The 25244-nt window shown below is 68.8% G+C and carries 29 protein-coding genes and 1 tRNA gene; 15 read left to right on the top strand and 15 right to left on the bottom strand.

Annotation, left to right across the window (positions count from 1 at the left end; translation table 11 throughout):
* Positions 1-6 precede the first annotated feature (6 nt).
* On the bottom strand, positions 7-708 hold the full coding sequence (locus tag AC07FN_RS23550; RefSeq protein WP_478397554.1) for a dienelactone hydrolase family protein: 702 nt from the start codon (positions 706-708) through the stop codon (positions 7-9).
* Between the two features lie 263 nt (positions 709-971).
* On the opposite strand from AC07FN_RS23550, the gene hisC reads away from it, so the two are divergent.
* On the top strand, positions 972-2033 hold the full coding sequence (gene hisC / locus AC07FN_RS23545) for a histidinol-phosphate transaminase (RefSeq protein WP_478397553.1): 1062 nt from the start codon (positions 972-974) through the stop codon (positions 2031-2033).
* A gap of 231 nt (positions 2034-2264) precedes the next feature.
* Here the strand turns inward: hisC and AC07FN_RS23540 are convergent, their stop codons facing one another.
* On the bottom strand, positions 2265-2759 hold the full coding sequence (locus tag AC07FN_RS23540) for a hypothetical protein (RefSeq protein ID WP_478397552.1): 495 nt from the start codon (positions 2757-2759) through the stop codon (positions 2265-2267).
* 55 nt (positions 2760-2814) lie between these two features.
* The gene (locus tag AC07FN_RS23535; RefSeq protein ID WP_478397551.1) at positions 2815-3609 is read right to left on the bottom strand and encodes a L,D-transpeptidase; all 795 of its coding nucleotides are present in this window, start codon (positions 3607-3609) and stop codon (positions 2815-2817) included.
* A 17-nt stretch (positions 3610-3626) separates the two neighbouring features.
* On the opposite strand from AC07FN_RS23535, the gene AC07FN_RS23530 reads away from it, so the two are divergent.
* On the top strand, positions 3627-3869 hold the full coding sequence (locus tag AC07FN_RS23530; protein ID WP_478397550.1) for a hypothetical protein: 243 nt from the start codon (positions 3627-3629) through the stop codon (positions 3867-3869).
* Between the two features lie 70 nt (positions 3870-3939).
* Here AC07FN_RS23530 and AC07FN_RS23525 read toward each other — a convergent pair whose 3' ends face one another.
* Positions 3940-4476: a DUF4352 domain-containing protein gene (locus AC07FN_RS23525; RefSeq protein WP_478397549.1), complete on the bottom strand. Its 537-nt coding sequence runs from the start codon at positions 4474-4476 to the stop codon at positions 3940-3942.
* A 551-nt stretch (positions 4477-5027) separates the two neighbouring features.
* Here AC07FN_RS23525 and AC07FN_RS23520 point away from each other — a divergent pair.
* Positions 5028-5213 (top strand): DUF397 domain-containing protein, encoded by a 186-nt coding sequence (locus tag AC07FN_RS23520; protein WP_478397548.1) that lies wholly within the window; start codon positions 5028-5030, stop codon positions 5211-5213.
* A 78-nt stretch (positions 5214-5291) separates the two neighbouring features.
* Here the strand turns inward: AC07FN_RS23520 and AC07FN_RS23515 are convergent, their stop codons facing one another.
* Genes AC07FN_RS23515 through AC07FN_RS23505 form a run of 3 tightly spaced genes read right to left on the bottom strand, consistent with a single transcriptional unit; the run spans position 5292 to position 7517 of the window.
* A complete protein-coding gene (locus tag AC07FN_RS23515) occupies positions 5292-6062 on the bottom strand; it encodes an ABC transporter permease (protein WP_452613548.1) in 771 nt (256 codons plus the stop codon).
* Positions 6059-7042: an ABC transporter ATP-binding protein gene (locus AC07FN_RS23510; RefSeq protein ID WP_452613547.1), complete on the bottom strand. Its 984-nt coding sequence runs from the start codon at positions 7040-7042 to the stop codon at positions 6059-6061. Before AC07FN_RS23510 ends, AC07FN_RS23515 begins: the two co-directional genes overlap by 4 nt.
* Positions 7026-7517 carry a MarR family winged helix-turn-helix transcriptional regulator gene (locus AC07FN_RS23505; protein WP_452613546.1) on the bottom strand — a complete coding sequence of 164 codons (492 nt, stop codon included), beginning with the start codon at positions 7515-7517 and terminating at the stop codon, positions 7026-7028. The genes AC07FN_RS23510 and AC07FN_RS23505 overlap by 17 nt, the downstream gene beginning before the upstream one ends.
* A 90-nt stretch (positions 7518-7607) precedes the next feature.
* Here AC07FN_RS23505 and AC07FN_RS23500 point away from each other — a divergent pair, with 90 nt between their 5' ends.
* Positions 7608-8075: a MarR family winged helix-turn-helix transcriptional regulator gene (locus AC07FN_RS23500; protein ID WP_132479529.1), complete on the top strand. Its 468-nt coding sequence runs from the start codon at positions 7608-7610 to the stop codon at positions 8073-8075.
* 49 nt (positions 8076-8124) lie between these two features.
* Positions 8125-8209 (top strand) — tRNA-Ser (locus AC07FN_RS23495).
* A 526-nt stretch (positions 8210-8735) separates the two neighbouring features.
* On the opposite strand, the gene AC07FN_RS23490 is transcribed toward AC07FN_RS23495, so the two are convergent.
* Entirely contained in the window at positions 8736-8987 is a 252-nt protein-coding gene (locus tag AC07FN_RS23490; RefSeq protein ID WP_478397547.1) for a hypothetical protein, read from the bottom strand.
* A gap of 302 nt (positions 8988-9289) precedes the next feature.
* Between AC07FN_RS23490 and AC07FN_RS23485 the strand changes: the two genes are divergently transcribed.
* Together AC07FN_RS23485 and AC07FN_RS23480 are read left to right on the top strand one after the other, a co-directional pair.
* Positions 9290-10420: a type I restriction endonuclease gene (locus AC07FN_RS23485; RefSeq protein ID WP_478397578.1), complete on the top strand. Its 1131-nt coding sequence runs from the start codon at positions 9290-9292 to the stop codon at positions 10418-10420.
* A gap of 90 nt (positions 10421-10510) precedes the next feature.
* Positions 10511-10846: an alpha/beta hydrolase gene (locus AC07FN_RS23480; RefSeq protein WP_478397546.1), complete on the top strand. Its 336-nt coding sequence runs from the start codon at positions 10511-10513 to the stop codon at positions 10844-10846.
* A gap of 119 nt (positions 10847-10965) precedes the next feature.
* Here the strand turns inward: AC07FN_RS23480 and AC07FN_RS23475 are convergent, their stop codons facing one another.
* Positions 10966-11286 carry a DUF1707 SHOCT-like domain-containing protein gene (locus AC07FN_RS23475; RefSeq protein WP_478397545.1) on the bottom strand — a complete coding sequence of 107 codons (321 nt, stop codon included), beginning with the start codon at positions 11284-11286 and terminating at the stop codon, positions 10966-10968.
* 87 nt (positions 11287-11373) lie between these two features.
* Positions 11374-11718 (bottom strand): hypothetical protein, encoded by a 345-nt coding sequence (locus AC07FN_RS23470; RefSeq protein ID WP_478397544.1) that lies wholly within the window; start codon positions 11716-11718, stop codon positions 11374-11376.
* A 415-nt stretch (positions 11719-12133) separates the two neighbouring features.
* Between AC07FN_RS23470 and AC07FN_RS23465 the strand changes: the two genes are divergently transcribed.
* The 3 genes from AC07FN_RS23465 to AC07FN_RS23455 all read left to right on the top strand — a co-directional run bounded on the left by AC07FN_RS23465 (position 12134) and on the right by AC07FN_RS23455 (position 14080).
* Positions 12134-12439, top strand: coding sequence for a hypothetical protein (locus AC07FN_RS23465; RefSeq protein ID WP_478397543.1), 306 nt, complete (start codon positions 12134-12136; stop codon positions 12437-12439).
* Positions 12440-12544: 105 nt separating this feature from the next.
* Positions 12545-13420, top strand: a complete 876-nt coding sequence (locus AC07FN_RS23460) for a dihydrodipicolinate synthase family protein (RefSeq protein ID WP_478397542.1) — start codon at positions 12545-12547, stop codon at positions 13418-13420.
* A 123-nt stretch (positions 13421-13543) separates the two neighbouring features.
* Entirely contained in the window at positions 13544-14080 is a 537-nt protein-coding gene (locus AC07FN_RS23455; protein WP_478397541.1) for a DUF4352 domain-containing protein, read from the top strand.
* A gap of 61 nt (positions 14081-14141) precedes the next feature.
* Here AC07FN_RS23455 and AC07FN_RS23450 read toward each other — a convergent pair whose 3' ends face one another.
* From AC07FN_RS23450 to AC07FN_RS23435, 4 genes are all read right to left on the bottom strand, one after another.
* Positions 14142-14675 (bottom strand): NADPH-dependent FMN reductase, encoded by a 534-nt coding sequence (locus AC07FN_RS23450; protein WP_478397540.1) that lies wholly within the window; start codon positions 14673-14675, stop codon positions 14142-14144.
* Between the two features lie 306 nt (positions 14676-14981).
* Entirely contained in the window at positions 14982-16055 is a 1074-nt protein-coding gene (locus AC07FN_RS23445; protein WP_478397539.1) for an alpha/beta hydrolase family protein, read from the bottom strand.
* 63 nt (positions 16056-16118) lie between these two features.
* Positions 16119-17324 (bottom strand): endonuclease/exonuclease/phosphatase family protein, encoded by a 1206-nt coding sequence (locus AC07FN_RS23440; RefSeq protein WP_478397538.1) that lies wholly within the window; start codon positions 17322-17324, stop codon positions 16119-16121.
* 184 nt (positions 17325-17508) lie between these two features.
* Positions 17509-19020 (bottom strand): M28 family metallopeptidase, encoded by a 1512-nt coding sequence (locus tag AC07FN_RS23435; protein WP_478397537.1) that lies wholly within the window; start codon positions 19018-19020, stop codon positions 17509-17511.
* Positions 19021-19207: 187 nt separating this feature from the next.
* On the opposite strand from AC07FN_RS23435, the gene AC07FN_RS23430 reads away from it, so the two are divergent.
* On the top strand, positions 19208-20185 hold the full coding sequence (locus AC07FN_RS23430; RefSeq protein WP_452613537.1) for an NAD(P)H-quinone oxidoreductase: 978 nt from the start codon (positions 19208-19210) through the stop codon (positions 20183-20185).
* 199 nt (positions 20186-20384) lie between these two features.
* Here the strand turns inward: AC07FN_RS23430 and AC07FN_RS23425 are convergent, their stop codons facing one another.
* A complete protein-coding gene (locus AC07FN_RS23425; RefSeq protein WP_478397536.1) occupies positions 20385-21584 on the bottom strand; it encodes a cysteine desulfurase-like protein in 1200 nt (399 codons plus the stop codon).
* A gap of 322 nt (positions 21585-21906) precedes the next feature.
* Here AC07FN_RS23425 and AC07FN_RS23420 point away from each other — a divergent pair, with 322 nt between their 5' ends.
* The 4 genes from AC07FN_RS23420 (at position 21907) to glfT1 (ending at position 25145) form a co-directional block, all read left to right on the top strand.
* Positions 21907-22437: a bacterial proteasome activator family protein gene (locus AC07FN_RS23420; RefSeq protein WP_452613535.1), complete on the top strand. Its 531-nt coding sequence runs from the start codon at positions 21907-21909 to the stop codon at positions 22435-22437.
* Between the two features lie 100 nt (positions 22438-22537).
* A complete protein-coding gene (gene wzm, locus AC07FN_RS23415; protein WP_478397535.1) occupies positions 22538-23398 on the top strand; it encodes a galactan export ABC transporter permease subunit Wzm/RfbD in 861 nt (286 codons plus the stop codon).
* A gap of 17 nt (positions 23399-23415) precedes the next feature.
* Positions 23416-24234: a galactan export ABC transporter ATP-binding subunit Wzt/RfbE gene (gene wzt / locus AC07FN_RS23410; protein ID WP_132479199.1), complete on the top strand. Its 819-nt coding sequence runs from the start codon at positions 23416-23418 to the stop codon at positions 24232-24234.
* Positions 24231-25145, top strand: a complete 915-nt coding sequence (gene glfT1 / locus AC07FN_RS23405; protein ID WP_358567828.1) for a galactofuranosyltransferase GlfT1 — start codon at positions 24231-24233, stop codon at positions 25143-25145. The genes wzt and glfT1 overlap by 4 nt, the downstream gene beginning before the upstream one ends.
* Positions 25146-25244: the final 99 nt, after the last annotated feature.

Here is a 25244-nt window from a genome sequence, read left to right as displayed (position 1 = left end):
CAGGCGTCAGCGCAGGTGAAGGTCCAGCCAGTTGCGGGCCCGGCGCCACGCCTCCGCCGCCGCTTCCGCGTCGCGGTCGAAGCGGTGCCCGGCGCCCTCGTAGCGGACCACGTCGCTCACCGCCGGCGCGGCGTCGGTGACCTCGCGGAGCTTCTCGACCTCGCCGGCCTCGATCTCGTCGTTGTCGCCGTACAGGCCCAGCCACGGGCAGGACAGCTCGCCGGCGATCTCCACCAGCGGCGGCAGCCCGGCCGACAGCGGTTCGAGGATGCCGTGCCCGCCGACGCTTACCGCGGCACCCACGGTGCGGCTCGCCGCCACCACCAGCGCCGCCGAACCGCCGATGTCGAACCCGATGACGCCCTGCCGGTCGGCCGGCACGCCGCGGTCGGAGAGCCAGAGGAACGACGCGTCGGTGTCGGCCAGGATCGTGTCCCCGGACAGGCGTTGCACCTGGTCGAGCACGTGCTCGTCCGGGTGGTGGTCGTGGATCTCGTCGGTGCCGTCTCGGTGGTAGAGGTGCGGCACGACGGTGAGCCAGCCTTCCTCGGCGAGGGCGCTGCTCAACCGGCGCACCCGCTCCGTGACACCACGGGCCTCGTGCAGGACGACGAGCCCGCCGCGTACCACGGTGTCCGGTTCGGCGATGGTGAGCCGGAGTTGCGTGCCGTCGGTGAGCGCAAGCGTCTCGGTCCGGGTTTGGGTCATGCCGTGCAGGTAATCACGCCGAAGTGAACATGAGTCAACGACTTCAACCGGTCGGACGAGTGAATTCAACGGATGGTCACCAATACGAGGCACCCGATTGGGCCATCCGCAGCACACCCCCATCCGTGAACCTCGTCACGCGCACAACTTGCACAGTCTCTAGCGCTCATCGGCCACTCCCGCTGCACAAAATGACCCGTGCCCCCAATTCCTCGCTCAGGAGCGTTAACGTCCAGGTGACCGACCTGAGCTAGGAGTCGTAAATGACCGTGCGCACTCGTGCCGACCTCGACCAGTTGCCCGCATATGTCGCGGGTCGCACCATCCCCGGCTCGATCAAGCTCGCCAGCAACGAGGTTTCCGAGGGCCCGCTGCCGAGCGCGGTGGCGGCGATCAACCAGGCGGCCGGCGAGGTGCACCGCTACCCGGACATGGGCGTCGGGCTGCTGACCGAAGCGCTGGCCGCGCGGTTCGACGTGGATCCGGAGCGAATCGCCGTCGGCTGCGGTTCCGTCGCGCTGTGCGAGCAGCTGGTGCAGGCCACCTGCACCGCCGAGGACGAGGTCATCTTCCCGTGGCGGTCGTTCGAGGCCTACCCGATCATCACGCACGTCGTGGGCGCCAAGCAGGTGCGGGTGCCGCTGACCGCCGGGCACGCGCTGGACCTGGAGGCGATGCTCGCCGCGATCACCCCGGCCACCCGGCTGATGTTCGTGTGCACGCCGAACAACCCGACCGGCACGCTGCTGCGGCGGGCCGAGCTGGAGTCGTTCCTGGACCGGGTGCCGTCGGACGTGCTGGTGGTGCTCGACGAGGCGTACTTCGAGTTCGTCAGCGACCCGGCCGGACCGGACGGCGTCGAGATCGCGAAGCAGCGCGAGAACGTCGCGTCGATGCGGACCTTCTCCAAGGCCTACGGCCTCGCCGGGCTGCGCGTCGGCTACACCGTCGCGCCGCCGGAGGTCGCGGCCGCGCTGCGGAAGGTGTCCATCCCGTTCAGCGTCAACGCGCTCGCCCAGGTCGCGGCGATCGCTTCGCTGGAGGCGCAGGACGAGCTGCAGAAGCGGTGCGCGAACGTGATCGCCGAGCGCGAGCGGGTGCACCGCGAGCTGGTGGCCATCGGCTACGAGGTGCCCGAGACGCAGGCGAACTTCGTGTGGCTGCCGCTGGGCGAGCGCACCACCGAGTTCAACGAGCACTGCCTGGAGAACCGGGTCGTGGTCCGCGCCTTCGTCGGGGAGGGCGCGCGGGTCACCATCGGTCAGCCGGAGGAGAACGACGCGTTCCTGGTCGCGGCCCGCTCGTTCGGCCGGATCGGCGGCTGACCGGAATTTCCCGGTACGGCTGGAAGAACAGCGGTGGTGCCCGACGAAGAGAGGGGGAGTACTTCGTCAGGCACCACCACCGGGGGTGTGATCGTTTGAGCCGAAACGACCACGTGGAGTGCGTAGTGATCTACGCAGCACCGGAATCTAGTGCTGATCAACCGGAACGGGCCAGCCGACGACTTAGGCATGTACCCATTCGAGTGAAATAAACCAACCGGTCGGATGATCTCAGCCCGTAACGGCGTGATGCCCGCGGACGGCGACCGGGGTCGGCGCGGCCGGCAGCGGCTCGGGGTCCGACACCGCCTGCTGGCGCGGGTCCTCCGGCTCGGCCGGCCGCGGGGTCGACCCACCGGGGTCGCAGCCGAGTCCGCCACCGGGGCCACCGGGGTTGCGGACGCCATGAGAACCGGGCCCGCCGGGAACGCCCGGCGGGCAGGGCTCAGGAGTGGGGGTGTGCGGCTTCGGCTTCTCGGGGACGGTCGGGTGGTCCACGATCGGCGCGTTGACGCAGTCGTTCGCCTGCGGCGACAGGATCGGCACCACGAGGCCGAGCACCGCGATGTTGTTGCCGCACAACTGGATCGGCAGCAGGCTCAGGTTGTTGTCGTTGCCCACGTTGATGCCGTCGTTGTCGGCGCTGTCCGCGAAGGCGGGCGCGGCGCCGGCCAGGAGTCCGGTGCCAGCGGCGAAAATCCCGGCGAGGCAAGCAGTCTTGCGCATACTTCGCACTTCCTTTTCTGTCGTACTTCGGGAGAGGGGTTCCCACCCGCGGCGATCACCGCAGGTGGACGATGGTGCCCAACGGCAGGGTCATGAGCAGCCGAAGCGCGTCGTCGGGGACCCGGACGCATCCGTCGCTGCTGGCCTGCCCGAACACCGAGGGGTCGGGCCAGCCGTGCAGCGCGACGGTTCCGGGGCCGCCGCCGTAGGTGCTGAAGGTTTCCGAGTGCGTGCCGAGCGGCAGGATGATGGGGCTGAACCGGGTCACGGTCTCCTCGATCGCCGCCATGATGAAGGTCCGGCCGCGCGGCGTCTGGGCGTTCGGCGCGCCGACGCCGACGATCCACTCCCCGACCGGCGCGCCGTCCTTGCGGACCACGAGCCGCCGCGCGTCGATGTCGACGTCCACGGCGTAGGGCGACCGCGCCCGCTCGACCTCGCCGCCGGTGCGCACCCAGCCGACCGAGCTGTTGGGCCGGGACGGGAGGAGGACCTGCAGCCACGGCCCGCGTTCCGCGATCACCGGCACCCAGGTTGGGTTTTCCAGCTGCGTCGCGGGGAGTTTGGCGAACACGGGGCCGCCGGGCGCGGTGTGCACGGCGACGTCCTGCTTGACGCGCAGCACGACGCCCCCGGTTTCCGCGTTCGGCGCGGGATCCTGCGGCGCCTTGGGGAAATCGGCGAAGGTCGTCGCGGCCGCCTCCATGCCGAGGTCGGCCCTCGCCATCGCGGTGGCCGGCTCGATCGGCGACGCGCCAGAGCAACCGGCGAGGCCGAGGCAGAGCGCGCCGAGCGTGGCCGCCGTGGCGACGCGTGCACGGCGTCTGGTACTTGTTGTGCGCAGCCTCATGATCAGCTCCTGGCCCGTTGGCCTACCTGTTGTCGGCAGCGTCCGGCGATGGCCGGGAAGCCTGCGGCAGCAACCTGACCGGAGAGATCAAGTGCCGCCGGGACGCTAACGCGGGCACCGGGAGCGCCGACGCGGGCTGGCAGGTGTCCGATCACCGGCGCGCATGGCCTGATCAGGACAAACGGATCAGCTCAATCATCGGGTGCAGAGCGTTACTGAAACTAGACCGCACGATCGTGTCGGGTTTTTACCTCTACTGAGCGACAAAAAGGCCGGGTTGTCCGCGTCGAGGGGCGACTCGGACAACCCGGCCCAGCGGGCCTCGCGACCTCACTTCCAGGTGGCGAGCATGCCCAGCGGCTTGCTGTCGACGTCGGTCGGCGAGTACTCGACCGTCAGGCCGGTGGCGTCCGCCGGCACGTCGTAGATGATCTTGCCGGTCTCGGGCTTGCCCTTGTCGGTGAGCAGCTTGATGAACGAACCGGAGATCTCCATCGAAGCGATGGCCGGCTCGTACCGGTTGCCCTTGGCGTCGACGAGGATGAACTCGTCCTCACTGACGTTGCCCGCGACGCCCTTGGCCAGTTCCGCCGACGCGTCGATGACGACGTACTTGCCCTTCTCCGCCTCGAAGTCCGCCTGGCCGGTGAAGTCGGTCGGCGCACCGATGGTCAGCTTCAGCTGGGTGCCCTTGTCGGTGGAGACCGTGACCGCCTGCCCGAAGGAAGCGCTCTGGGGACCAGTGGACTCGGACTCACCGCCGCTCTCGGTGCTGCTGCTCGACGAGGAGGACTTGGTGTCCCCTCCGTCGGACGTGTTCGGCTTCGAACCGACACCGCAACCGGCCAAGGTGATCAACAGCGCCACGGATAACGGCGCAATCAGCCTCTTCAATTTTCCTCGCTAGCACGAAAAGTACTTCAGGCCTACTCCAACGCGCGGAACTTTCCCACAAGCACCCAGACGGAACAATCGGAATGACAAATGTCCTATAGGACACTTGGGCTGAACTCCGGATCCGTAGCTCCGCACACCCCGAAAGCACCGCCATGACCAGGGTTTACGCCGCCGAGTTCGGCCGACACAGGCCGGTCGATATCGATCCCCGTGCCTGAACTGTGGCCTACCTCATGCAGCTGTCGCGAGTGCGCAACCGGGCCAGAACCCGCTTCACCACTCACGACCGCGCCTGCGAAGGAGGCTCGAAAGCGTCTGATGGGAACTGGTCACCATCGCCGAAGCGCGACAACGTGATCGTCCAGATCGTGCCGTCTGTCTGGAGTACACCGGCGGCGGTTCGCGGGTGGAGAATGTGAGCGACGTTAAACATCTCGCGGACAGGTTCGCCGGGATCGCCGGATCGGCGCTCAGCGCCGAGAGGCCGGCCAAACTGGTCCGCGCACAGGCGAAGGATGGGGATGAACAACCTGAAGTGGCGCAAGAGCAGGGGAAGCGGCACGAACAACTGCGTCGAGTTGGCCATCGGCGAGTCAGCGACGTACATCCGCGACACCAAGGACCGCGACGGCGGCACGCTGCGCGTGAACCAGCGCGCCTGGGCCGGGTTCCTCGGTGTCGTCAAGGCCGGTCGCTTCGACCGGTGACCGATCCACGCTGCGCAGGGCCCGTGCGTACGTTGTGCCTCTATAGCGGCGGACAGTACGCGCGGGCCCGTCGCAGCGTCAGTCGAGGGCTCGGCGGAGGAAGAACTTGATGCCGAGGGCTCCGAAGATCACCGTGGCGATCAGCAGCGCCAGGACGCAGACCCACAGCGGCATGTGCGGGACCTCCGGGAGGAGGGCTCCTCGCATGCCTTCGCTGACGTAGGTCAGCGGGTTGATCGCGCACAGGATCTGGAACCAGCGCAGGTGTTCCAGCTGCGCCCACGGGAACTGCGTCGCCCCGGTGAACATCAGCGGCGCCAGGATCACCGCGAACATGATGTTGATGCGCCGCGGCGGCACCGCAGCGCCGACCGTCAGGCCGACCGCCGCGCCGGCCAGCGAACCCAGCACCATGCACAGCAGCGCGAACGCCAGACCGGCCAGGTTCCAGCCGATCTCGCCCAGCATCACCATGCCGATCGGCACCATCAGCACCGCCGCGAACAGCCCGCGCAGCGCGCCGAAGAGCATCTTCTCCACCGCCACCCAGCTGATCGGCAGCGGCGCGAGCAGCCGGTCCTCGATCTCCCGGGAGAACGAGAAGTCCAGCACCAGCGGGAACGACGTGTTCTGCAACGACACCAGGAACGCGTTGAGCGCGATCATGCCCGGCAGCAGGATCTGCGCGTAGCCGGGCTGGGCGTAGCCGAGCTCGCTGAGCACCTTGCCGAAGATGAACAGCAGCGCCACCGGCTGCACCAGCACCTGCGCCAGGAAGCTCGGCAGCTCCCGGCCGGTCACGAAGACGTCGCGGCCCAGCACCGCCGTGAACGCGCGAACCGGACTCATCGCAGCTCCCTCCCGGTCAGGTCGATGAACACGTCCTCCAGCGTCGCCGAACCCAGCGCCAGGTCGCTGACCGAAACCCGCTGCTCGTGCAAGGTTTGCGCGACCGGCCCGAGCAGCGCCGCGGGCTCCTCGCCCACGTAGAGCCGCAGCCGCAGCTCCGCCGCCCCGTCCGACGCGGTGCCCGCGCCGACCTGCTCGACCCGCTGCACTCCATCCACATTGGACAGCAGCTCGGCGACCCCGGCCGGATCGTGGCCGTCGGGCCGCAGCGTGGCGTCCACCGTGCCGCTGCCGGGCAGCGACTTGATCAGCGCCTCCGGGGTGTCCAGCGTCAGCAGCTTGCCGTGGTCGACCACACCGACCCGGTCCGACAGCTTCTCCGCCTCGTCCATGTCGTGCGTGGTGAGCACCACCGTCACGCCCTCGGCACGCAGGTCGTTGATCCGGTCGTGGACGAACAGCCGGGCCTGCGGGTCGAGCCCGGTGGACGGCTCGTCCAGGAACAGCACCTCCGGCTTGTGGATCAGCGCGCGGGCGATCATCAGCCGCTGCGCCTGCCCGCCGGAGAGGTCGTCGACGCGGGCCTTCGCCTTCTCCGCCAAGCCCATCCGGTCGAGCAGCTCGTCGGCGAGCCGCTTTCGTTCGCCGCGGGAGACCCCGTGGTACGCGGCGTGCCAGATGAGGTTCTGCCGGGCGTTGAGCGACCGGTCCAGGTTCACCCGCTGCGGCACGACCGCGACCTTGCTGCGGGCCGCGACCGGGTCGGCCGCCACGTCGACGCCCGCGACGCGCGCCGTCCCGCTGGTCAGCAGCACCCTGGTGGTCAGGATGCCGACGGTGGTCGTCTTGCCCGCGCCGTTCGGGCCCAGCAGCCCGAAGATCTCGCCTGCCTCCACCTCGAAGCTGAGCCCGTCCACCGCATTGCCCTTGGCCTTCGGATACCGCTTGACCAGGTCGGTCACTTCAACCGCTGTGGTCACATCCGCCTTCTTCCTCGCTCAGTTCGCCGAGGATCGCGAGCAGGTACTTCCGGACCACCGCCGCTTCCGCCGGGTCGGTCCTCGGCTCGATCCGCCGGAACTCCGCGCTGACGCCCCGCCACGCGGCGTCCAGCGCCGCCCGCCCCGCCGGGGTGATGCGCAGCCGGACCACGCGCCGGTCGGCCGTGCCGCGCCGCCGGGTCAGCAGCCCGTCGGACTCCAGGGCGTCGATGACCGGCGTCAGCGTCGCCGGTCGCACCCAGCAGCGCTGGGCGACCTCGCGATGTGTCGGTTCGTCCTGCTCGTCGATCGTGGTCAGCGCCATCAGCGCCGTCTTGCTCAGGTCGGTGCTCTGGGCCACGGCTCGCTCCCAGTGGTGCGCCAGCCGCCGGCCGGCCAGGCCCACCAGCCGGGTCAGCGGCATGCGCTGCGGATCTTGTTCCACGAAGCCGGGCACGGATTCGATCGTACTCACGTCGAATGGTTAGGAGGCAAATTGTTTTTTCTCCACGCGAATCGCCGCCGCCGACCACGAACCTCCCGGTAGCCTGGCCGCGTGACCGAGATGACCGAGCAGCGCACCAAGTGGCTGGACGACTGCGAGATGGCATCCTGGCGGTCCTACATCGTCGGCAGCGCGTTGCTGGACTACCGCCTCAACCGCGAGCTGCAGCTCACGCACGGGCTCTCGATCGCGGACTACGAGATCCTGGTCTGCCTGTCCGAACAGCCCGACCTGCGAATGCGGATGAGCGAGCTGGCCATGGAGGTCGCGCACTCCAAGAGCCGGATCTCGCACCAGATCCGCCGCCTGGAAGCGGCCGAGCTGGTGCGCCGCGACGAATGCCCCAACGACGGTCGCGGCGTGCTCGCGGTGCTCACCGACAAGGGCATGACGAAACTGCGCGAAGCTGCACCGGCGCACGTCGAGGGCGTCCGGGAGCACATGATCGACCTGCTGGAGCCCCACGAGCTGAAGGTCCTGGCGGGGGTTTTCCAGCGCCTGACGGCACACCTGAGAACCCTCGACTGACCCGGACCGGCTGTAGGAAGATCACGTCCGGTTGGCTACGCTGCGGCGTGGAAGCGTGGCAGAGCGGCCGAATGCACTCGCCTTGAAAGCGAGCGTCGCGAGAGCGACCGGGGGTTCGAATCCCCCCGCTTCCGCTCCTTGACCAGCACAGCGCCGGTCGTCTTTCTTCGAGACGACCGGCGTCGACCTGGGTGGTTGCATTTTGCGCTGCTGCGCCGCCGGTGTCGTCGGGCGCCGTAACCGGCGGACTTGGTCTCCAGCGCCGACGCGTCCTTGCCGTACTTGTTCGCCGCCTCCAACGCGCGTGTGGCTTCGCTCTTCTTCGTCCGCGCGAAGGAGGGGTTGCTGGTCCGGACCGCCGACTGTTCCGCCTTGGCGGCGTCAGCTCGTTTGCGGGCCTCCTTGGCACGCAGGTCGGCGGCCTTCTTTGCACTGTCGGCCGGTGCCTTCAGCTTGGTCGCCAACTGCCGACGATCTTGTTGGATGCTCACGAATTGCTCCCATTAGGCGGTCAGCGAGCGTCTGGGCGGCATGCCGTTACATGGCGGGATCACCAACCCGGCAGAACAGCGTCACAGCACTCCGAACGAACGTCCTAAATACAGTGGTGCGCCTGCCCGCGAGTGAGGCAGGCGCACTATGCCGATCGTTCGAGAGTGATCAGCGAAATACCGCCACTCCGCCTTTCTTCTCCTGCTTGAGGCTGACCGTGGCCTGCCATTCTTGGCGGTCCTCCTGTGCTTTTATCTGGCCACCTTCACCGGTTCCGCTCAGCGCTATGGCGGCCGGCTGGGCAAGCAGGGCATGGACCTGAGCGGCTTCACGATGCGCCCGGGCCTCCTCAGGGCCGGCCGCATCCTCAGCCGCTTTCAGTCGTTCTTCGGCGGCGCGGAAGTGCTCGGGACCGGTCATCTTCGTCTCCTTGGAGAGTGGCTCGCGCAGCCCTACGAGGCTTCGCGTTCGTTGACTTTTCGCCATGCGCCGGCGGGCGTTACGGCGTGCTCGGCGGAGCCGTTCCGAAAGCGAAAGCCGAAAACTGAACACGCGCGGCGGATTGCCTGCCCGGCCAAACAGCAACGACAAGCCACCACGTCGCCAGCCGCTGGTCTCCCCGGCGGCTGGTCGGTAACGTGCCGCGGATTGTCTCCGACTTCGATGTCGGCAAGCCAAAATTTTGTGCTGGCCTCTGAGTCGAGGGAGACGACGTCGTGGATATGACCGAACGGGTTGCTGAGCTGTCAGCGAAGCTGGCGCAGCAGAAGGCCTCAATCGAGACCGAGGAAGCCACCAAGAACGCGTTCGTGATGCCGTTCATCGGCCGCGTACTGGGCTACGACGTGTTCAACCCGTCGGAGGTCATCCCGGAGTTCACCGCCGACGTGGGCACTAAGAAAGGCGAGAAGATCGACTATGCCCTGGTCCACGACGGCCAGGTGCAGATGCTGATCGAGGCCAAGAAAGTCACGGAACCGCTGCGTCTGGAGCACGCCTCGCAGCTCTACCGCTACTTCTCAGTCACCAACGCGCGAGTCGGCGTGCTGACCAACGGCCAGACCTGGGAGTTCTACACCGATCTGGACGAGCCCAACAAGATGGACGCCAAGCCGTTCCTCGTCCTCGACCTGACCGCAGTCGACCGGACCCTGCTTCCGGAGCTGGCGAAGCTGACCCGGGACTCGTTTGACCTTGATTCGGTGATCAGCGCCGCGGGGGAGCTCAAGTACATCGGTGCCATCAAGCGATCGCTGGCTGCGGAGTTCAGGGAGCCCTCCGACGAGTGGGTCAGGTTCCTCGCCGTGCGGGTCTATGGCGGCAAGAACATCACCCAGAGGGTTCGCGAGCAGTTCTATCCACTGGTGGAGAAGGCTGCGCACCAGTTCCTCGCCGAGCAGGTCAACGATCGGCTCAAGACCGCACTGGGCTCCGAGGTAACCACCGAACCAGCCGCTATCGATCAGACGTCCCCTGCTCCGACACCGGCCAACTCGGCCCCCGTTGGGAAGACTGAGGCAGCACGCGGCGACCGCGCCAGCGAGATCACCACGACTGAGGAAGAACTCGACGGCTACCGCGTCGTGCGCGCCATCGTCTGCAGCGAAGTCGCCGCAACCCGCGTGGTCGGGCGGGACACTAAGACCTACTTCGGTGTCCTGCTTGACGACAACAACCGCAAGCCGATCGCCCGGCTGTGGTTCAACCGCACCCAGCGTTACCTGGGCCTGTTCGACGAGAACAAGGTTGAGACCCGGATGCCCATCGACGACGTCGAGGACATCTACGCCCACGCTGAGCAGCTACGCAAGACCGTCGCTGGATACCTCGCCAGGGCCGGCGAGCAGAACTAGCAAGCTAGCGGTGCGTATCCCGCTCACGCCCGTTGACGAGCCACAACGCCGGTCGCCTTCCATCGAGGCGACCGGCGTTGGCCGGGCTGCTTGCATTTGAGGCGGCTATACCGCCTGTGTCGTCGGGTCACACCGCTCCCCGGCGGCGAGTTGCCCGACGAGAAGTTCGGCGAGCGGTCCCGGCTGCTGAGCGTCGATGAGAGTGGGCACGGGGCGTACGTCCTCGGCGGCAACCCCTCCGCGTTGAACGTCACCACGAACTACCTGGTCGACGGCGCGATGTCCGAGCGGGACGTGACCTGCGCGGCGGCCCGGACTTCCGGTTGGGACGCCAAGGAACGGCGAACCAAGCCGTGCGGGGTCGGGTGGCCAAGGTCGCCCCACCCCGCACGGCGATGCTTCTGCAGGCTCGCACCCACCGCTTGACTGGTTGCTGTCGCCCGCCTTCTGCCTACATTTCGTCCTTGCCCCAGTCGAGGACCATCTTGACGATCAGGACCACCGCCCAGAGCCCGATCGGAACGAGCGACCAGAGAGTCTCCTGTTCACCACCTGTCACGAGGGCGCCGCCCACGTACAGCAGCGGCGAAACTCCGCCCCAGAGCAACCACCTCTTTGATCACCGCGCGCCGGCGACGCCTGCGCATCGCCTTCGCGGACGGCTTCGCCGGCACCGGCGGCACCGGCAGATCCCCAGTCAGTGCCGCCAGCTCGCGGAACGTCCTCGCCTCAAACACTCGTGGTAACCGCTCGTCGTACTCGGCGAGAGTGATCCGGCCTTCCTCGAGCCCGTTGCGCAACCGTTCCGCAGTCGCCTCGCGGTCGGCGTCCGACGCGCGCAACGCTCCACTGCCCGGCTCGGCCATCGAAGAACTCCTTCTGAAACAGAAGCGACAGGGAACGAATGCTCGTCGACAAAACCGCACCCGGGGTCGTACGTTCGCCGCGAGTGGCTAGGGGCGGTGGGAGAGTTTCCGGGCGTCGGCCAGCGTCGAGCTGCTGTACGAGTCCGGGGCGAGGCGGTGCTGGAGGCTGCGCAGCCAGGCTTCCGCCGTCTGACGGCTGCCGCCCGCGCTGGATGTCGCTATCAACGCGGGCAAGGCGACGCAGAAGCAGGCCTGTTGCCAGAACTGGATCGTCTCCGGCGCCAGCCGCGCGAACAGTCCTCCGATCGTCACCGCGAACCAGGCTGCTCCGGCCAGCAATGCCGCGGCCATCCCGATCCACAGCCAGCGGCGGGCTTTGAGGTAGGCGCGGGCGGCTTCTCCCAGGGCCGCCTCGGCGTTGTTGATCGACATCCGGCGAGTCTGGCACGCCGGATGCCCGCTTGTACCCGGATCGCACGGATGCGCTCCAGAAGTCCTTTGTGGACTATTCGACCGGTTCGGCGCGGACAACCCCCAGTTCCGTCCGGTACCGCTTGGCGTTGCGGCCGTCGTGGCGCTCGTCGATCAGGTTTCCGATGCGCTCCAGCAACCCGTTCCGCACAGCCGGCGGAAGTGCTCGGAGGCCGGAGTAGGTCCGCAGGGACGTCCAGGTACTTCTCGGTCGAGTGCGTCAGGTCCCACTCGTAGCGGCGGAAGACCGGTTGTCCGAACCCGGCCGAGCCGGTCTCGCGGGAACAGTACCGCTGCAGCCTCGGCGAATGGGCGATTGCCGCATTGACCACCGCGTTTTTCCACCGGATGGCGCGGGTTTTGGGATCATCGGCCGATGGGCGATCAGGAACCGAAGCCGGTCCCCGGCACGCGGAACACGTTCAAGGGCCGCACGACCGGTCCGGTGGTGCAGGCCGGGAGCGTCGGGGGCATGCACTTCCACGGCAAACCCAAGAAGCCCTGGTGGAAGCGCCCTATCCCGCTCTTGCTCCTGGCGGTGTTGCTGGGCGTTCCGCTGTTGCTGTTCGTGGCCACGCTCGCCTTCTTCTTCGTCGCACCGGTCGAGGGGGCCGCGGCGCTGGACGGCATTCTCAGCTTCTTCCGCAACGTGACCGAGCAGATCGTCACCTGGTTCTCGTAGACCGAAGTGGTCTCCCAAAGTAGTCGCTGACTGGCTCTTCTGGGTGGCCACTTCTTGCGGCAGGCTGGGGTTCGATCGTCCGCACGCCGAAAGGAAACGCCCGCCATGTTCACCGGCCTGAGCGCCTTCCCGCTCACCCCCACCAGCGAAGACGGCATCGACGAACGCGGCTTCGCGAACCTCGTCGCCCGGCTTTCCGCGGCGGGTGTCGACTCGATCGGCGCGCTCGGCTCGACCGGCGGCTACGCATACCTCACCCGCGAGGAGCGCGCCCGCGCCGCGCGGCTCGCCGTCGACGCCGCTGGCGGCGTGCCCGTCATGGTCGGCATCGGAGCGCTGCGCACCTCTCAGGTCCGCGCGCACGCTGAGGACGCCCAGAACGCCGGGGCGTCCGCCGTACTGCTCGCGCCGGTGTCCTACCAGCCCCTCAACGACGACGAGGTCTTCGGACTCTTCGATGACGTCAGCCGCGAGCTGAGCGTTCCGCTGTGCGTGTACGACAACCCCGGCACCACGCACTTCACGTTCAGCGACGAGCTGCACGGGCGCATCGCCGCGCTGCCGAACGTCGCCGCGGTGAAGATCCCGGGCATTCCCGCCGACCAGGCACGCGAGCGGATCGCCGCACTCCGGGGAAAGCTCCCCCAGGACGTCGCCGTCGGCGTCAGCGGCGACCAGTTCGCCGCCGGCGGCCTGAACGGGGGCGCCGACCTGTGGTTCAGCGTCCTCGGCGGCCTGCTGCCCGAGCAGTGCCTCGCCATCACCCGCGCCGCGGACGCCGGCGAGGCGACCGTCCTGTCCGACCATCTGAGTCCTTTGTGGACCTTGTTCCGCCAGTACGGCAGCATCCGCGTGGTCTCCGCCGCCGCGGAACACCTCGGCCTCATCGCCGGCCCGAACCTGCCCCGGCCGCTGCTCGGGCTCGATCCGGCCGCCCGGAAAGAGGTCGCCGCGGCGCTCGATCAGATCCTCGCCGAATAGCGGGGACGGGCATCTTCGGTTCAGTTCAAATGAATTCCGGATCAGTTAGTTGATCTTGTTGTTGCGGGTGCCCGCGACTGGCACGATGCCAACGTTCGCATTCGTTCGAACCGATGAGGAAAAGTGCAGAAACTGATCGCCCCGATTTCCGCATTGCTGCTGATGGGCCTGGTCGGCTGCGGAAGCGGGGAGGCCCCCGACGCGGCGGCGCCCGCGGAAAGCACCGTCGAGGCGGCCGCGGAGCCCCAGCAACCCGCGGAACAACTGCCACCGGAGGCCGCTTTCGGGGAAAAGGCCGGCGCGACCAACGACGGCAGCCAATTCGCGATCACCGCCGGCGCGCCGAAGGACTTCACCGAATTCTCGGAAGCGCCGGTGGAAGGCAAGTACGTCGTCGTCGACGTCCAGGCGGAACTCCTCGGCGGCGACGGCGGGGCCGTTGCGGCGACGTCGTTCATGCTGGCCGACGCCTCCGGCACCGAGTACCCCAACGCCGCGCCCAACGGCACCGACATGGCCGGGATGCTGTTCGCGACGCTGCTGTCCAAGGGCGACACCGGAAGCGGCAAGGTCGTGTTCGACGTCCCAGCCGACGCAACCGGATTCGTGCTGAAGTACCAGCCGATCGGGGCGACCGAGGCCATCGCCACCTGGCGCTGACGCACCAGCGGCGATCGGGGCAGGCGCCGGTTTTCGTCCCGGGACCGACGCCCGCTTTCGGTCACCTCGCCACGTGCTTCGCGATCGTGCGCAGGACATCCCGCAGCCCCTCGCGGACCTGCGGATCCTCGATCGTCTCGTCGGGCCCGACGGCGCCGCGGGGAACGGTCAGGCGGACGCAGGCCGCATCGATGATGTCGGTGCTCAGGTAGCCCAGGACCGTCCTGAGCGTCTCGGACGCGCCGTTCCCGCGCCCCTCCGGAGCGACGTTGACCCAGGCCACCGGCTTCTCGTGCATCTCCGGACCACCAACGGTCCAGTCGAGCAGGTTCTTGAAGCTGCCGGGGAGCGTGCCCGCGTATTCCGGCGTGCAGAACAGCAACGCGTCCGCCGACGCGATCCGGCCGCGCAGGTCAGCGGCAGGTGCGGGCAGCGAATCGGTGTCCTGGTCGGGGTTGAACGCCGGAAGCTCGGCCAGCCCCTCGTAAAGCGCGACCGTCACGCCCTCCGGCGCCGCCTCCAGCGCGGTGCGCAGCGCAGCGGTGTTCGTCGAACCGCTCCGCGTGCTGCCCGTGACCAGCAAGATCTCGACCACTGCCCCACCTCTCCCGGCCCCGGCATTCACCGTGCAACATCCCAATTCTGCCTAAGAGCGGGAGGCTTCGACGCGCCCCGGCGCTCCTCCCGACTTTCCGGCAGGGGCGTTCCAGAACGGGGGCGAGACGTGACCGCCTGGAACGCAGAGCGCCGTTTTCGCCCTCGGCGCCAGGCACATCGGGATGAGCCCTCCCGGAACGCCCCTGGCTGGGAGTTTTCGACGCGCGTGGACCTCCCGATCTTGCCTAATGCCAGGCAGGTCCGGTGCGCGTCCGGTCGTCGGTTTCGTCTGAGACCCGGGTCGTCACGGGTTCTCGAAGCGGACTTCGGGGTAGCGCGGGGACGGGCCGTCCAGCAGGTGCTGCGGCCGGTCCCGCAGGTGCAGGTCCGCGAACGCGGCGACGTAGTCCCTGGTGATCTGCGCTGTTCGATCGCCGGTCATCGGCTCGCCTCCCACGTCGATCCCCAGCTGCTCCGCCAGGATCGAGTAGTCCGTGAACGACGAATGCGCCGTGCCCGCAACGGAAAGCCAGCGCTTCCAGCCCGTCAGGTGCGGCCAGCTGGCATCCCAGGTTTCGTCCGCGCCCGGCCGACCGTGCTTGTCCGCGCCCAGCATCAGGAACGGGCGGTCGAGGTCCTCGGTCAACTCCGGATGGAAGGTGCCGTCCATGTTGACCCCGGCGCGGATCCGCGGGTCTTCCCGCACCGCGTGGGCCGCGGCCGCGCCGCCCAGGGAGTGGCCGGCCATCGCGATGCGGTCCGCGTCGATCAGGCCCGATCCGGTCAGCTCGTCGATCACGAACGAGACGTCGATCGCACGGTTCCGCGCGATGGTCGGCCCGTCCGGTTTCGTTTCGCAGATCAGGCATTCGGTGATCCGGCCGTCCGGGAACGTGATCGCGCTCGCCTCGTAGGTGTGGTCCACGGCCGCGACGGCGTAGCCGCGGCTGGCGAGGTCTTCGGCCAGCCCGGTCAGCGACGAGCGCGAGAAGCTGTGTCCGGGCGAGAGCACCACCAGCGGCAGTTTCCGGTCCAGCGGCTCCGCATCCGCCACCGCATGGGTGCGGGTCGTGCTCAGGATCTCCTCGGGCACCCCGGTCACCCGCAGGCCCGCCAGGATCAGGCGCGACTCCTCGGGCGTGACGTACTCGGCGCGCGGCCCGTCGCGGTCCTCGGTCGGGTAGAACAGCGACACCATCAGCTCGCGGTTCTCCTGCGGCACCCACGGATCGGGGCGGTCGTGGTCGACCAGGTGCAGCGTGGTCTTGCCGACCGCGAGCGGGCCGGTCGGTTCGGGGAGTGCGAGCGGCGCGGGCTCGGCCGCCGCGGCCGGGGCCAGCAGGACGCCTGCCGCTGCCGCGGCTATCAGTGTTTTCATGCCGCCAAGCCTCGAACGGCGGCCGTACCGGGCGAATCCGGTGATTCCCTGATTCGCCCCCGATCAGGCCAGTAGGTCGGCCCAGACGAGGTGGTGGTCCGAGGCGTCGTTGAGGCGGGCGAGCTCGTCGTTCGACGCCGGCCAGAAGACCCCGGCGCGCAACGGGATCAGCGGCGCCGACGGCAGGACGTAGTCCACGCGGAGGTTGCCGGGCGCCTTGTCGTTGAAGTCGCCGGTGTCGAAGTACGGGTTGCCGCGCTGCTCCGCGTTCGCGCCGCCCTGGGCCAGGCTCGCCTCGACCGCTCCGGCGCTGCCCGGCAGCGGGTCGATGACGCGCGGAGCGTGCAGGATCTGGCGGGCGCCGTTGCTGTCGCCGTCGACCGGATCGGAGTTCTGGTCGCCCGCGATGACGAACCGGGCGCCGGGCGCGAGGCCGCCGGGGGCGCCCGCGTCATCGTAGATGTACCCGCCCCGGCCCGGGCTGACGTAGTCCGCCCAGAAGCGGATCTCGTCGTGGTTGCGCAGGGCGTTGCGCTTCTCCGGGCCGTCGAAGGCCGGCGGCGTCGGATGCGAGGTCAGGAAGTGCACGGTCCGCCCGCCGACCTCGATCGGCAGGTCCCAGTGCGACTTCGACGACAGCCGCAGGGCCGCCAGCTGCTCCGGCGAGTACCAGTCGCCGGGCTGCGGCGTCGCCGGGTCGTCGGGCAGCTGCGCGCCCGGCATGTCCACCCACCGGAACTGCTGGAACGTGCGGGCCTCGCCGATCGGGTACTTCGACAGCACCACCATGCCGTACTGGCCGGGGAACGCGCCGAAGCCGTAGGCGTCGCCCGGGCCGCCGATGGTGCCGTCCTTGTCCAGGTCCATGCCGGTCTGCACGCCCGTGTTCACCGGGGCGGTGTAGGCGTACGGGTAGTCGATCGGGTCGGCGCCGCCCTGGCCGTGCGCCAGGTAGTTGGCGCGGAAGGCGTCGACCGCCGCGCCGCCCTCGACGTGGTCGAACTCGTTGAGCAGCAGCACGTCCGGGCGGACCCGCTGCACCACCTCGGCCACCTCGCGGGCCTGCGGATCGTCCGGTGTGGACAGATCCGCGAGCAGTTCGCCCTCGGCGGCGCGGTTGAGGGAGGCGTTGAACGTCGCGAAGCGCACCGGCTGCGCCGCGTCCGCGGCGGGCGCCACCAGAGCTGCGGCGACCGCGGTGACCGCGGTGACGGCGGTGACCGCGGTGACGGCGGTGACGGCGGTGACCGCAAGAACGGCACGTTTCACGACATCCCCTTCGATCGGACTACGACAACCACCCCATCCGGTGAGTTTTTCCGCAATTTCAATGGAAATCGGACCTCTGATTTCCATTGAAATTGCGGACCACCGGGAAGCGGCGGGGGACTTCCGGCCGAGTTGGTGGCCGGAAGTGCCCCGCGCGCTGCTCGAACCTTCCCGCAGGTGTCGATCAGGCCAGGTTGTGGTGACCGGCCTTGGTCTGCACCGGGGCGTCGTGCTGCGCCATCATCGTGACCTGCGCGGCACGCAGCTGCGCGCGCTCGGCGCGGCTCTGCATCCCGTTCACCGCCTCGGTGCTCTTCGAGTAGCCGTCGATCACCGCGGCCAGCGACTTGGCGTTCCGCTCCAGCGCGAGGCGGTCCACATTGGACAGGTTGTCGCCCGGCGCGTGATAGTTCGGGTCGAAGGCGACGCCCGCGGTGCCGCCCCACTTCGCCGCCTGCTCCTCGGTCTTGAGCGTCTCGACGCCGGTGTTCAGGCCGCCCGCCGGGATGCCCACCGCGATGAACTCGCCGTAGTCGGAACGGCCGTCGAACTCGTCGCCCTCGACCTCGACGCCCTGCTTGGCCATCGCGGCGACGAAGTCCTGCTCGATCTGCGCGGAGCCCTGCGGACCCGTCGGGCCGCCGGTGGAGCCGTCGCCGTCGTAGACGAAGTAGCCGGCGTTCGGCGAACCGATCATGTCGAAGTTCAGGTACAGCGCGATGTCGAGCTGCTGCTCGAAGCTCAGGCCCTGCACGTACTGCGTCGACCCGACCAGGCCGGACTCCTCCGCGCCCCAGAACGCGAACCGCACGGCGTTGTTGACCTTCGGGCTGCCGCCGAGCTTCAGCGCCGCCTCCAGCAGGCCCGCGCTGCCGGTGCCGTTGTCGTTGATGCCCGGGCCCTCGGGAACGCTGTCCAGGTGCGCGCCGGCCATCACGACGTTGTCGGTGCGACCGGTACGGGTCTGCGCCACGATGTTGCGGGTGGTCACGGTCTCCAGGCGCGCCTGGACGTCCAGCTTCACCTCGGCGCCGGCCTGCCCGGCGAGCGCCTCGCCGGCCTGCTTGGTGACCCCGGCGGCCGGGATCTTCGAGATGTCCGGGTCGCCGAGCGTGCCGTTGAGCGCACCGTCCACGTTGTTGTAGATGATCGCGCCAACCGCCCCGCGCTCACCGGCGAACTTCGCCTTGTCCCCGAAGGTGCACGCGCCGCGCTGGATCAGCACGACCTTGCCGGTGACGTCCTTCCCGTCGTAGTCGCTGGCGGTGCAGCCCGGCGTGTCGTCGACCGGGGCGACGGCCAGCGGCGCGGTGATGCCGCCCTGCGGCGTGGCAGGCGAGTACTCGAGCGCGTCACCCTCGACCGGCTGACCGGCCACCGCAAGGCTGAACGAGTCCAGGAAGTACGCCTGATAGGTGAACTCCGGCGTGGTGACGTCGAAACCCGCGCCGCGGAGCTTGCCCGCCACGTAGTCGACGCTGGCCTCGTAGCCGGGCTGGCCGGACGCGCGGTTCCCGCCGTTCTGGTCGGCGATCCGCTGGAACGCGATCAGGTGACGGTTCACGGCGTTGGCGTTGATCTGCGAGCCGAGGTCGGCCGGCGCCGCGCTGGCCGGGGTCACGGTCAACAACGCGGCCGCGCACGTCGCGGCCAGCGCCGCCGCCGAGCGCTTGGGTGTGATGGTTCGCAAACTCATCATGCTCCCCGCTTCGGGTGGACTTTTGTGTTGGCTAGCCTTGAGAGGATCACTCAACGAAGTCAAGGCCGCACCGAGAAGAGTTAAGAAGCAGGGATTATTTCCCATTTTTCCCGAGTTGTCCGGTCGACTTCGGACTCCCGCACCACGCGCTGCGAACCCTCCGTCGCTGACTACCGTCCAGGGCATGTACGCGATTTCGATCCGCGAGCCGGGCGAACCGGACGTGCTGGAATGGACCGAACACCCCGACCCGCGGCCCGGTCCGGGTGAAGTGCTCATCGACGTCGTCGCGAGCGCGGTCAACCGCGCCGACCTGAGCCAGCGGCAGGGCAACTACCCGCCGCCGAAGGGCGCCAGCACCATCCTCGGGCTGGAATGCTCCGGAACCATCGCCGAAATCGGCGAAGGCGTCACCGGATGGCAGGTGGGCGACGAGGTTTGCGCGCTGCTCGCCGGCGGCGGCTACGCCGAACGGGTGGTGGTTCCCGCCGCGCAGGTGCTGCCCAAGCCCGCCGGCGTGGACCTCGTCGAGGCCGCCGGATTGCCCGAGGTCAACTGCACCGTGTGGTCGAACGTGGTGCTGGAGGCCGGGCTCCGGAGCGGGCAGCTGCTGCTCGTGCACGGCGGCGCCGGCGGCATCGGCACCAGCGCGATCCAGATCGCCAAGGCGATCGGCGCGCGCGTGGCGGCGACCGCAGGATCGGCCGCGAGCCGGCAGCTGTGCGCCGACCTGGGCGCGGACCCCGTCATCGACTACCGCAGCGAGGACTTCGTCGCGATCGTCAAGGAGCTCGGCGGCGCGGACGTCATCCTGGACAACATGGGAGCGTCCTACTTGGACCGCAACCTGTCCGCGCTGGCGCCCGACGGGCACCTGGCCGTGATCGGCATGCAGGGCGGCCGGAAGGCCGAGCTGGACCTGGGGAAGATGCTGGTCAAGCGACTGCACCTGTCGGTGCTCGGGCTCCGCGGGCGGCCCGTGGAAGGGCCGCAGGGCAAGGCGGCGATCGTCGCCGACGTGCGGGAGCGGCTGTGGCCGCTGGTCGAGGCGGGCGAGGTGCGGACGCTGGTGCACGAGCGAGTGCCGCTGCCGGAGGCGGCGCGAGCGCACGCGATGCTGGAGGCGGGCGACGTCCGCGGCAAGATCCTCCTCGTCCGCTGACGGTCCGCCGACAGTTTCAACTGAAACTGCGCCCCAGGACTGGCGAACCGCGGCTCGTGGGTGGATGTTCCGGTAAGAGCCGGAAGGACCACTCACGAGCGGCGGGCTGTGGACAACTCGTCCTGACTGTGGACAACTCCCGCAATTTCAATGGAAATCGGACCTTCGATTTCCATTGAAATTGCGGTGGCGCCCGGGCTCAGCCGAGTTCGGCGACCGCTCGGACCAGCTGGTCCACCTCGGAGGCGTTCGTGTAGTGCGCCAGGCCCACCCGGACCGCGCCGCCGACCTCGCCGACGCCCAGCACCGCGAACACCCCGTGCGTGCCCGGATCCGCGAACGCGCAGACCCCCCGCTCCGCGAGGTGCTCCACCGCGTCCTCCGCCTTGACCCCGTTCACCGTGAACGCCATCGACGGCACCCGGCGCATCGCGTCGCCGATCACCATCACGTGCCGCAGCTTCCGCAGCCCGTTGGTCAGGTTCGCCAGCAGGCCCGCCTGGTACGACTTCACCGAACCCAGCGACGTCAGCAGGCGCTCCCGGCGCGGCCCCACCGCCGAATCGTCCAACTCCGCCAAGTAGTCCACCGAGGCCACCAGCCCGGCCAGCAGCGGATGGGCGTGCGGGCCGAGCTCCAGCCGCTCCGGGCCGCGCGCGCCGGGTTCCAGCGCCACCGACGGCAGCTGGTCGAGCACCGCCGGGTTCTTGAACACCAGCGCGCCGACCGGCGGCCCGCCCCACGCCGAGGCGTTCACCGCCACCACGTCCGCGCCCATCGCGGTGATGTCCAGCGGCACGAACGGCGCCGCCGCGGACGCGTCGACCACCACCAGCGCGCCCTGCTCGGCCGCTGCGTCCGCGGCCTGCCGCACGTCCGGCCGGGTGCCGACCGCACCCGACGCCGCCGTGATCGCGACGACCTTCGTGCGCGGGGTGACCAGCTCCTGGTACTGCCAGGTGGGCAGCTCGCAGGTCTCGATGTCGACCTCGGCCCACCGGACCGTGGTGCCGGAGCGCTGCGCAGCGCGCTGCCACGGCGCGACGTTGGCCGGGTGGTCCAGCCGGGAGACGACGACGTCATCGCCGATCATCCAGCCGTCGCCGAGCGCATCGGCGAGCCGCTGCAGCAGAACGGCGGAGTTCGGCCCGAGCACCACCCCGGCGGGGTTGGCACCGATGAGGTCCGCAAAAGCGCGACGGGCGGCCTCCACGATCGCCTCGGCGCGCTGCGATGCGGGGAAGATCCCGCCCGGACCGGATACCGGGGCCCGCAGCGCGGTGGACGCCGCGGTCGCCACTTGTTCAGGAACCTGCATGCCCGCCGGGGCGTCCAGGTGCACCCACCCGTCGCCCAGCGCGGGGAAGAGCCCGCGAACAGCCGCGACGTCGAACGCCATGGGGAACACGTTACGTACGGGGCGCGGCGTTCTCGCTGCCGGGTGGCAGATATCGCATCACTCGCGCAAAGACTGTTTCCAGGCTCACCCTGCGTAGCGGTGCGGGTAGCGGAACCTCAGACGCCGCCTGACTCCGGGATCCGCGGCATCGGGGCTGTCCTCGCCAGACGACGTCTGAGAACGCGCGGCGGTGCAAGCTGCGAGGGCGGACTAAGCGGCTGGCACCGCTTCAAAGACAAAAGCAATCTCAAGGGCTGCGCCAGTGGGCACGCTGCGCTGCCCCGGAATTTCGAATCTTGTAGCGACCCGCCAGGATGGAGACATGACCCACGATCCGAGTGAGGGCCGGCCGCAGGTGTTCGTCGTCGGCGAGGACGGCAAGCCGGTCGGGGCCGCCCTGACCTCCGACGAACAGCCGGAGCGCGGCGAGGACATCAACGACCTGGTCGAACAGCCGGCCAAGGTGATGCGCATCGGCACCATGATCAAGCAGCTGCTGGAGGAGGTCCGGGCGGCGCCGCTGGACGAGGCCAGCCGCACCCGCCTCAAGGAGATCCACCAGTCGTCGATCCGCGAGCTGGAGCAGGGCCTCGCCCCGGAGCTCATCGAGGAGCTGGAGCGCCTGTCGCTGCCGTTCGCCCAGGAGTCGACGCCGTCCGAGTCGGAGCTGCGGATCGCCCAGGCCCAGCTGGTCGGCTGGCTGGAGGGCCTGTTCCACGGCCTGCAGACGGCGCTGTTCGCGCAGCAGATGGCCGCCCGCGCCCAGCTGGAGCAGATGCGCCGGGGCCTGCCTGCGGGCAGCGGAGGCGAGGTCGAACCCGGCCACCAGCGAGGCACCGGCCAGTACCTGTGACGCTCCGTGGAGGCTGCGCGCCCGACTCCAGGCGGGCGCTACGCCTTCGAGTGATGCCCACGCCGGAGGGGCACACCCGAGGTCGGTACTCTGACGCACTGTGCAGTCCACGAGCACGGTAGACAGCCCCCCCGCGCCCCCCGAAACGTCGTCGCGGACTTGGCGCAAGGCGTTCAAGGACATCAACGACGGGCTCCAACAGCGACAGCTGTGGGCGCACCTCGGATGGCAGGACATCAAGCAGCGCTACCGGCGCTCGGTCATCGGCCCGCTATGGATCACCATCGGCATGGGCATGACCGCGACGGCGCTCGGCCTGCTCTACTCGCAGCTGTTCAACCAGGAAATCCGGACGTTCCTGCCCTACCTGACGGTCGGCTTCATCGTCTGGAACTTCATCCTCGGCTGCCTGACCGAGGGCACCGAGGTCTTCATCGCCAACGAGGGCCTGATGAAGCAGCTGCCCTCGCCGATCAGCGTGCACGTTCTGCGCCTGGTGTGGCGGCAGTCGTTGCTCTTCGCGCACAACATGATCGTCTACCTGGTGGTGCTGGCGGTCTTCCAGATGCCGATCAGCTGGACGGTGATCGCGGCCATCCCGGCCTTCATGCTGCTGATGCTCAACGGCGGCTGGGTCGCGCTGGTTTTCGGCATCATCGCGACCCGGTTCCGGGACATCCCGCCGGTCATCAACAGCCTCTCCACGCTGCTGTTCTTCATGACCCCGATCGTCTGGAACGCCGAAATCCTGAAGTCGAGGGCACCGGAACTCGGCTGGCGCGCGAACCTCGCGGACCTGAACCCGCTCTACCACTACATCGAAATCATCCGCGACCCGCTGATCGGGCAGGATCAGTTGCTGTACCACTGGATCGTGGTCCTCGCCTGCACGATCGTGGGATGGGCGCTCGCATTGGTCGTCCTGCGCAACTACCGCGCGCGCATCACCTACTGGGTCTGATCGGGAGCTGAGGAACTGTGGTCAGCATCGACGTCTGGAACGCAGCGGTCGACTTCCCGATCTTCGACGCGAAGTCCCGCTCGCTGAAGAAGGCCGTGCTCGGCAAGGCGGGCGGCAAGATCGGCACCGACAGCCGGGTCCCGATCATCGAGGCGCTGCACGACATCAACCTGTCGCTGCGGCACGGCGACCGCGTCGCCCTGGTGGGCCACAACGGCGCGGGCAAGTCGACGCTGTTGCGCCTGCTCAGCGGCATCTACGAGCCCACCCGGGGCAGTGCGCGGGTGGTCGGCAAGGTCGCCCCGGTTTTCGACCTCGGCGTCGGCATGGACCCGGAGATCTCCGGGTACGAGAACATCATCATCCGCGGCCTCTTCCTCGGCATGAACCGCAAGGAGATGGAGAAGCGGATCGACGAGATCGCCGAGTTCACCGAGCTCGGTGACTACCTGGCGATGCCGCTGCGCACCTACTCCACCGGCATGCGCGTGCGGCTCGCGCTGGGCGTCGTGACGTCCATCGACCCCGAGATCCTGATCCTGGACGAGGGCATCGGCGCCGTCGACGCCGAGTTCCTGGAGAAGGCGCGGGACCGGCTCAACGACCTCGTGAAGCGATCGGGCATCCTGGTCTTCGCCTCGCACTCCGACGAGTTCCTGATCGAGCTGTGCAGCACCGCGATCTGGATGGACAAGGGCGGAATGCGGGAGCAGGGGTCGCTGCGCGAAGTGCTGACGCACTACAAGGGCTACGACCCCTTCGAGCACCTCAGCGAGGAAACCCTGGCCCGGATCGGCGAATCCGCGGCCACGATCGGGAGCAAAGAAGGCTCATGAGCACCGACTCCGCACAGCAGCTGCCCGCCGGATCCGTAGTCGCGGTGATCGTCACCAGGCACCGTCGCGAGCTGCTGGCCGAGTCCCTGAAAGTGATCGCGAGCCAGACCAGACTCCCGGACCACCTGGTGGTGGTCGACAACGGACCGGACCAGCCCGCGCAGGACGTGGTGGCGGACTGCCCGATCCCGTCGACCTACCTGGTTTCGCAGCGCAACCTCGGCGGCGCCGGCGGCTTCGCGCTCGGCATGCTGCACGCGCTGTCGCTCGGCGCGGAGTGGGTGTGGCTGGGCGACGACGACGGCCGGCCCGCCGACGAGCACGCGCTCTCGACGCTGCTGGACGTCGCGAAGAAGCGGCGGCTCGCCGCGGTGTCGCCCGTGGTGGTGAACATCGACACCCCGGACAAGCTGGCGTTCCCGCTGCGCCGCGGCCTGACCTGGAAGCGCCGGGTCAGCGAGCTCGGCGGCGACGACTTCCTGCCGGGCATCGCGTCGCTGTTCAACGGCGCGCTGTTCCGGGCCTCGACGCTGGACGTGGTGGGCGTGCCGGACTACCGGCTGTTCTTCCGCGGCGACGAGGTGGAGGTGCACCGCAGGGTGGTCCGCTCCGGGCTGCCGTTCGGCACCACGCTGAAGACCCGCTTCCTGCACCCGGACGGCTCGGCGGAGTTCAAGCCGATGCTGGGCGGCCGGTTCCACGCCCAGGACCCGTCGGACGCGGCGAAGCGCTACTACACGTACCGCAACCGCGGCTACCTCCTGTCGCAGCCGGGGATGCGGAAGATCGGCGCGCTGGAGGTGCTCCGATTCGGCCTGTACTTCGTCGGCCAGAAGCGCGATCCGAAGGCGTTCAAGGAGTGGCTGCGCCTGCTCCGCCAGGGTCAGCAGGAGAAGTTCTACCGCCGCTGATCGGTTGCAGTTTCAATTGAAACTGATGTCACCGGACGGTTACGGGAGCCTGAGATTGGCCTGAGAGCTACCTGAGACCGCAGCTCACGGCACCGGCCC

The sequence above is a fragment of the Saccharopolyspora sp. NPDC045941 genome (assembly GCF_056431445.1).
This window is presented reverse-complemented; position numbering and strand designations above follow the sequence as displayed.

What these genes read in the sequence shown, in the direction of transcription:
- AC07FN_RS23540 (WP_478397552.1), bottom strand. Translation starts at nt 2,759, where the DNA reads ATGCGCAAGACTGCTTGCCTCGCCGGGATTTTCGCCGCTGGCACCGGA.
- AC07FN_RS23515 (WP_452613548.1), bottom strand. Translation starts at nt 6,062, where the DNA reads ATGAGTCCGGTTCGCGCGTTCACGGCGGTGCTGGGCCGCGACGTCTTC.
- AC07FN_RS23420 (WP_452613535.1), top strand. Translation starts at nt 21,907, where the DNA reads ATGACCCACGATCCGAGTGAGGGCCGGCCGCAGGTGTTCGTCGTCGGC.
- AC07FN_RS23445 (WP_478397539.1), bottom strand. Translation starts at nt 16,055, where the DNA reads ATGAAAACACTGATAGCCGCGGCAGCGGCAGGCGTCCTGCTGGCCCCG.
- AC07FN_RS23520 (WP_478397548.1), top strand. Translation starts at nt 5,028, where the DNA reads ATGAACAACCTGAAGTGGCGCAAGAGCAGGGGAAGCGGCACGAACAAC.
- AC07FN_RS23430 (WP_452613537.1), top strand. Translation starts at nt 19,208, where the DNA reads ATGTACGCGATTTCGATCCGCGAGCCGGGCGAACCGGACGTGCTGGAA.
- AC07FN_RS23500 (WP_132479529.1), top strand. Translation starts at nt 7,608, where the DNA reads ATGACCGAGCAGCGCACCAAGTGGCTGGACGACTGCGAGATGGCATCC.
- AC07FN_RS23425 (WP_478397536.1), bottom strand. Translation starts at nt 21,584, where the DNA reads ATGGCGTTCGACGTCGCGGCTGTTCGCGGGCTCTTCCCCGCGCTGGGC.
- AC07FN_RS23470 (WP_478397544.1), bottom strand. Translation starts at nt 11,718, where the DNA reads ATGTCGATCAACAACGCCGAGGCGGCCCTGGGAGAAGCCGCCCGCGCC.
- AC07FN_RS23535 (WP_478397551.1), bottom strand. Translation starts at nt 3,609, where the DNA reads ATGAGGCTGCGCACAACAAGTACCAGACGCCGTGCACGCGTCGCCACG.
- AC07FN_RS23485 (WP_478397578.1), top strand. Translation starts at nt 9,290, where the DNA reads ATGACCGAACGGGTTGCTGAGCTGTCAGCGAAGCTGGCGCAGCAGAAG.
- AC07FN_RS23475 (WP_478397545.1), bottom strand. Translation starts at nt 11,286, where the DNA reads ATGGCCGAGCCGGGCAGTGGAGCGTTGCGCGCGTCGGACGCCGACCGC.
- AC07FN_RS23550 (WP_478397554.1), bottom strand. Translation starts at nt 708, where the DNA reads ATGACCCAAACCCGGACCGAGACGCTTGCGCTCACCGACGGCACGCAA.
- hisC (WP_478397553.1), top strand. Translation starts at nt 972, where the DNA reads ATGACCGTGCGCACTCGTGCCGACCTCGACCAGTTGCCCGCATATGTC.
- AC07FN_RS23490 (WP_478397547.1), bottom strand. Translation starts at nt 8,987, where the DNA reads ATGACCGGTCCCGAGCACTTCCGCGCCGCCGAAGAACGACTGAAAGCG.
- AC07FN_RS23460 (WP_478397542.1), top strand. Translation starts at nt 12,545, where the DNA reads ATGTTCACCGGCCTGAGCGCCTTCCCGCTCACCCCCACCAGCGAAGAC.
- AC07FN_RS23435 (WP_478397537.1), bottom strand. Translation starts at nt 19,020, where the DNA reads ATGAGTTTGCGAACCATCACACCCAAGCGCTCGGCGGCGGCGCTGGCC.
- glfT1 (WP_358567828.1), top strand. Translation starts at nt 24,231, where the DNA reads ATGAGCACCGACTCCGCACAGCAGCTGCCCGCCGGATCCGTAGTCGCG.
- AC07FN_RS23465 (WP_478397543.1), top strand. Translation starts at nt 12,134, where the DNA reads ATGGGCGATCAGGAACCGAAGCCGGTCCCCGGCACGCGGAACACGTTC.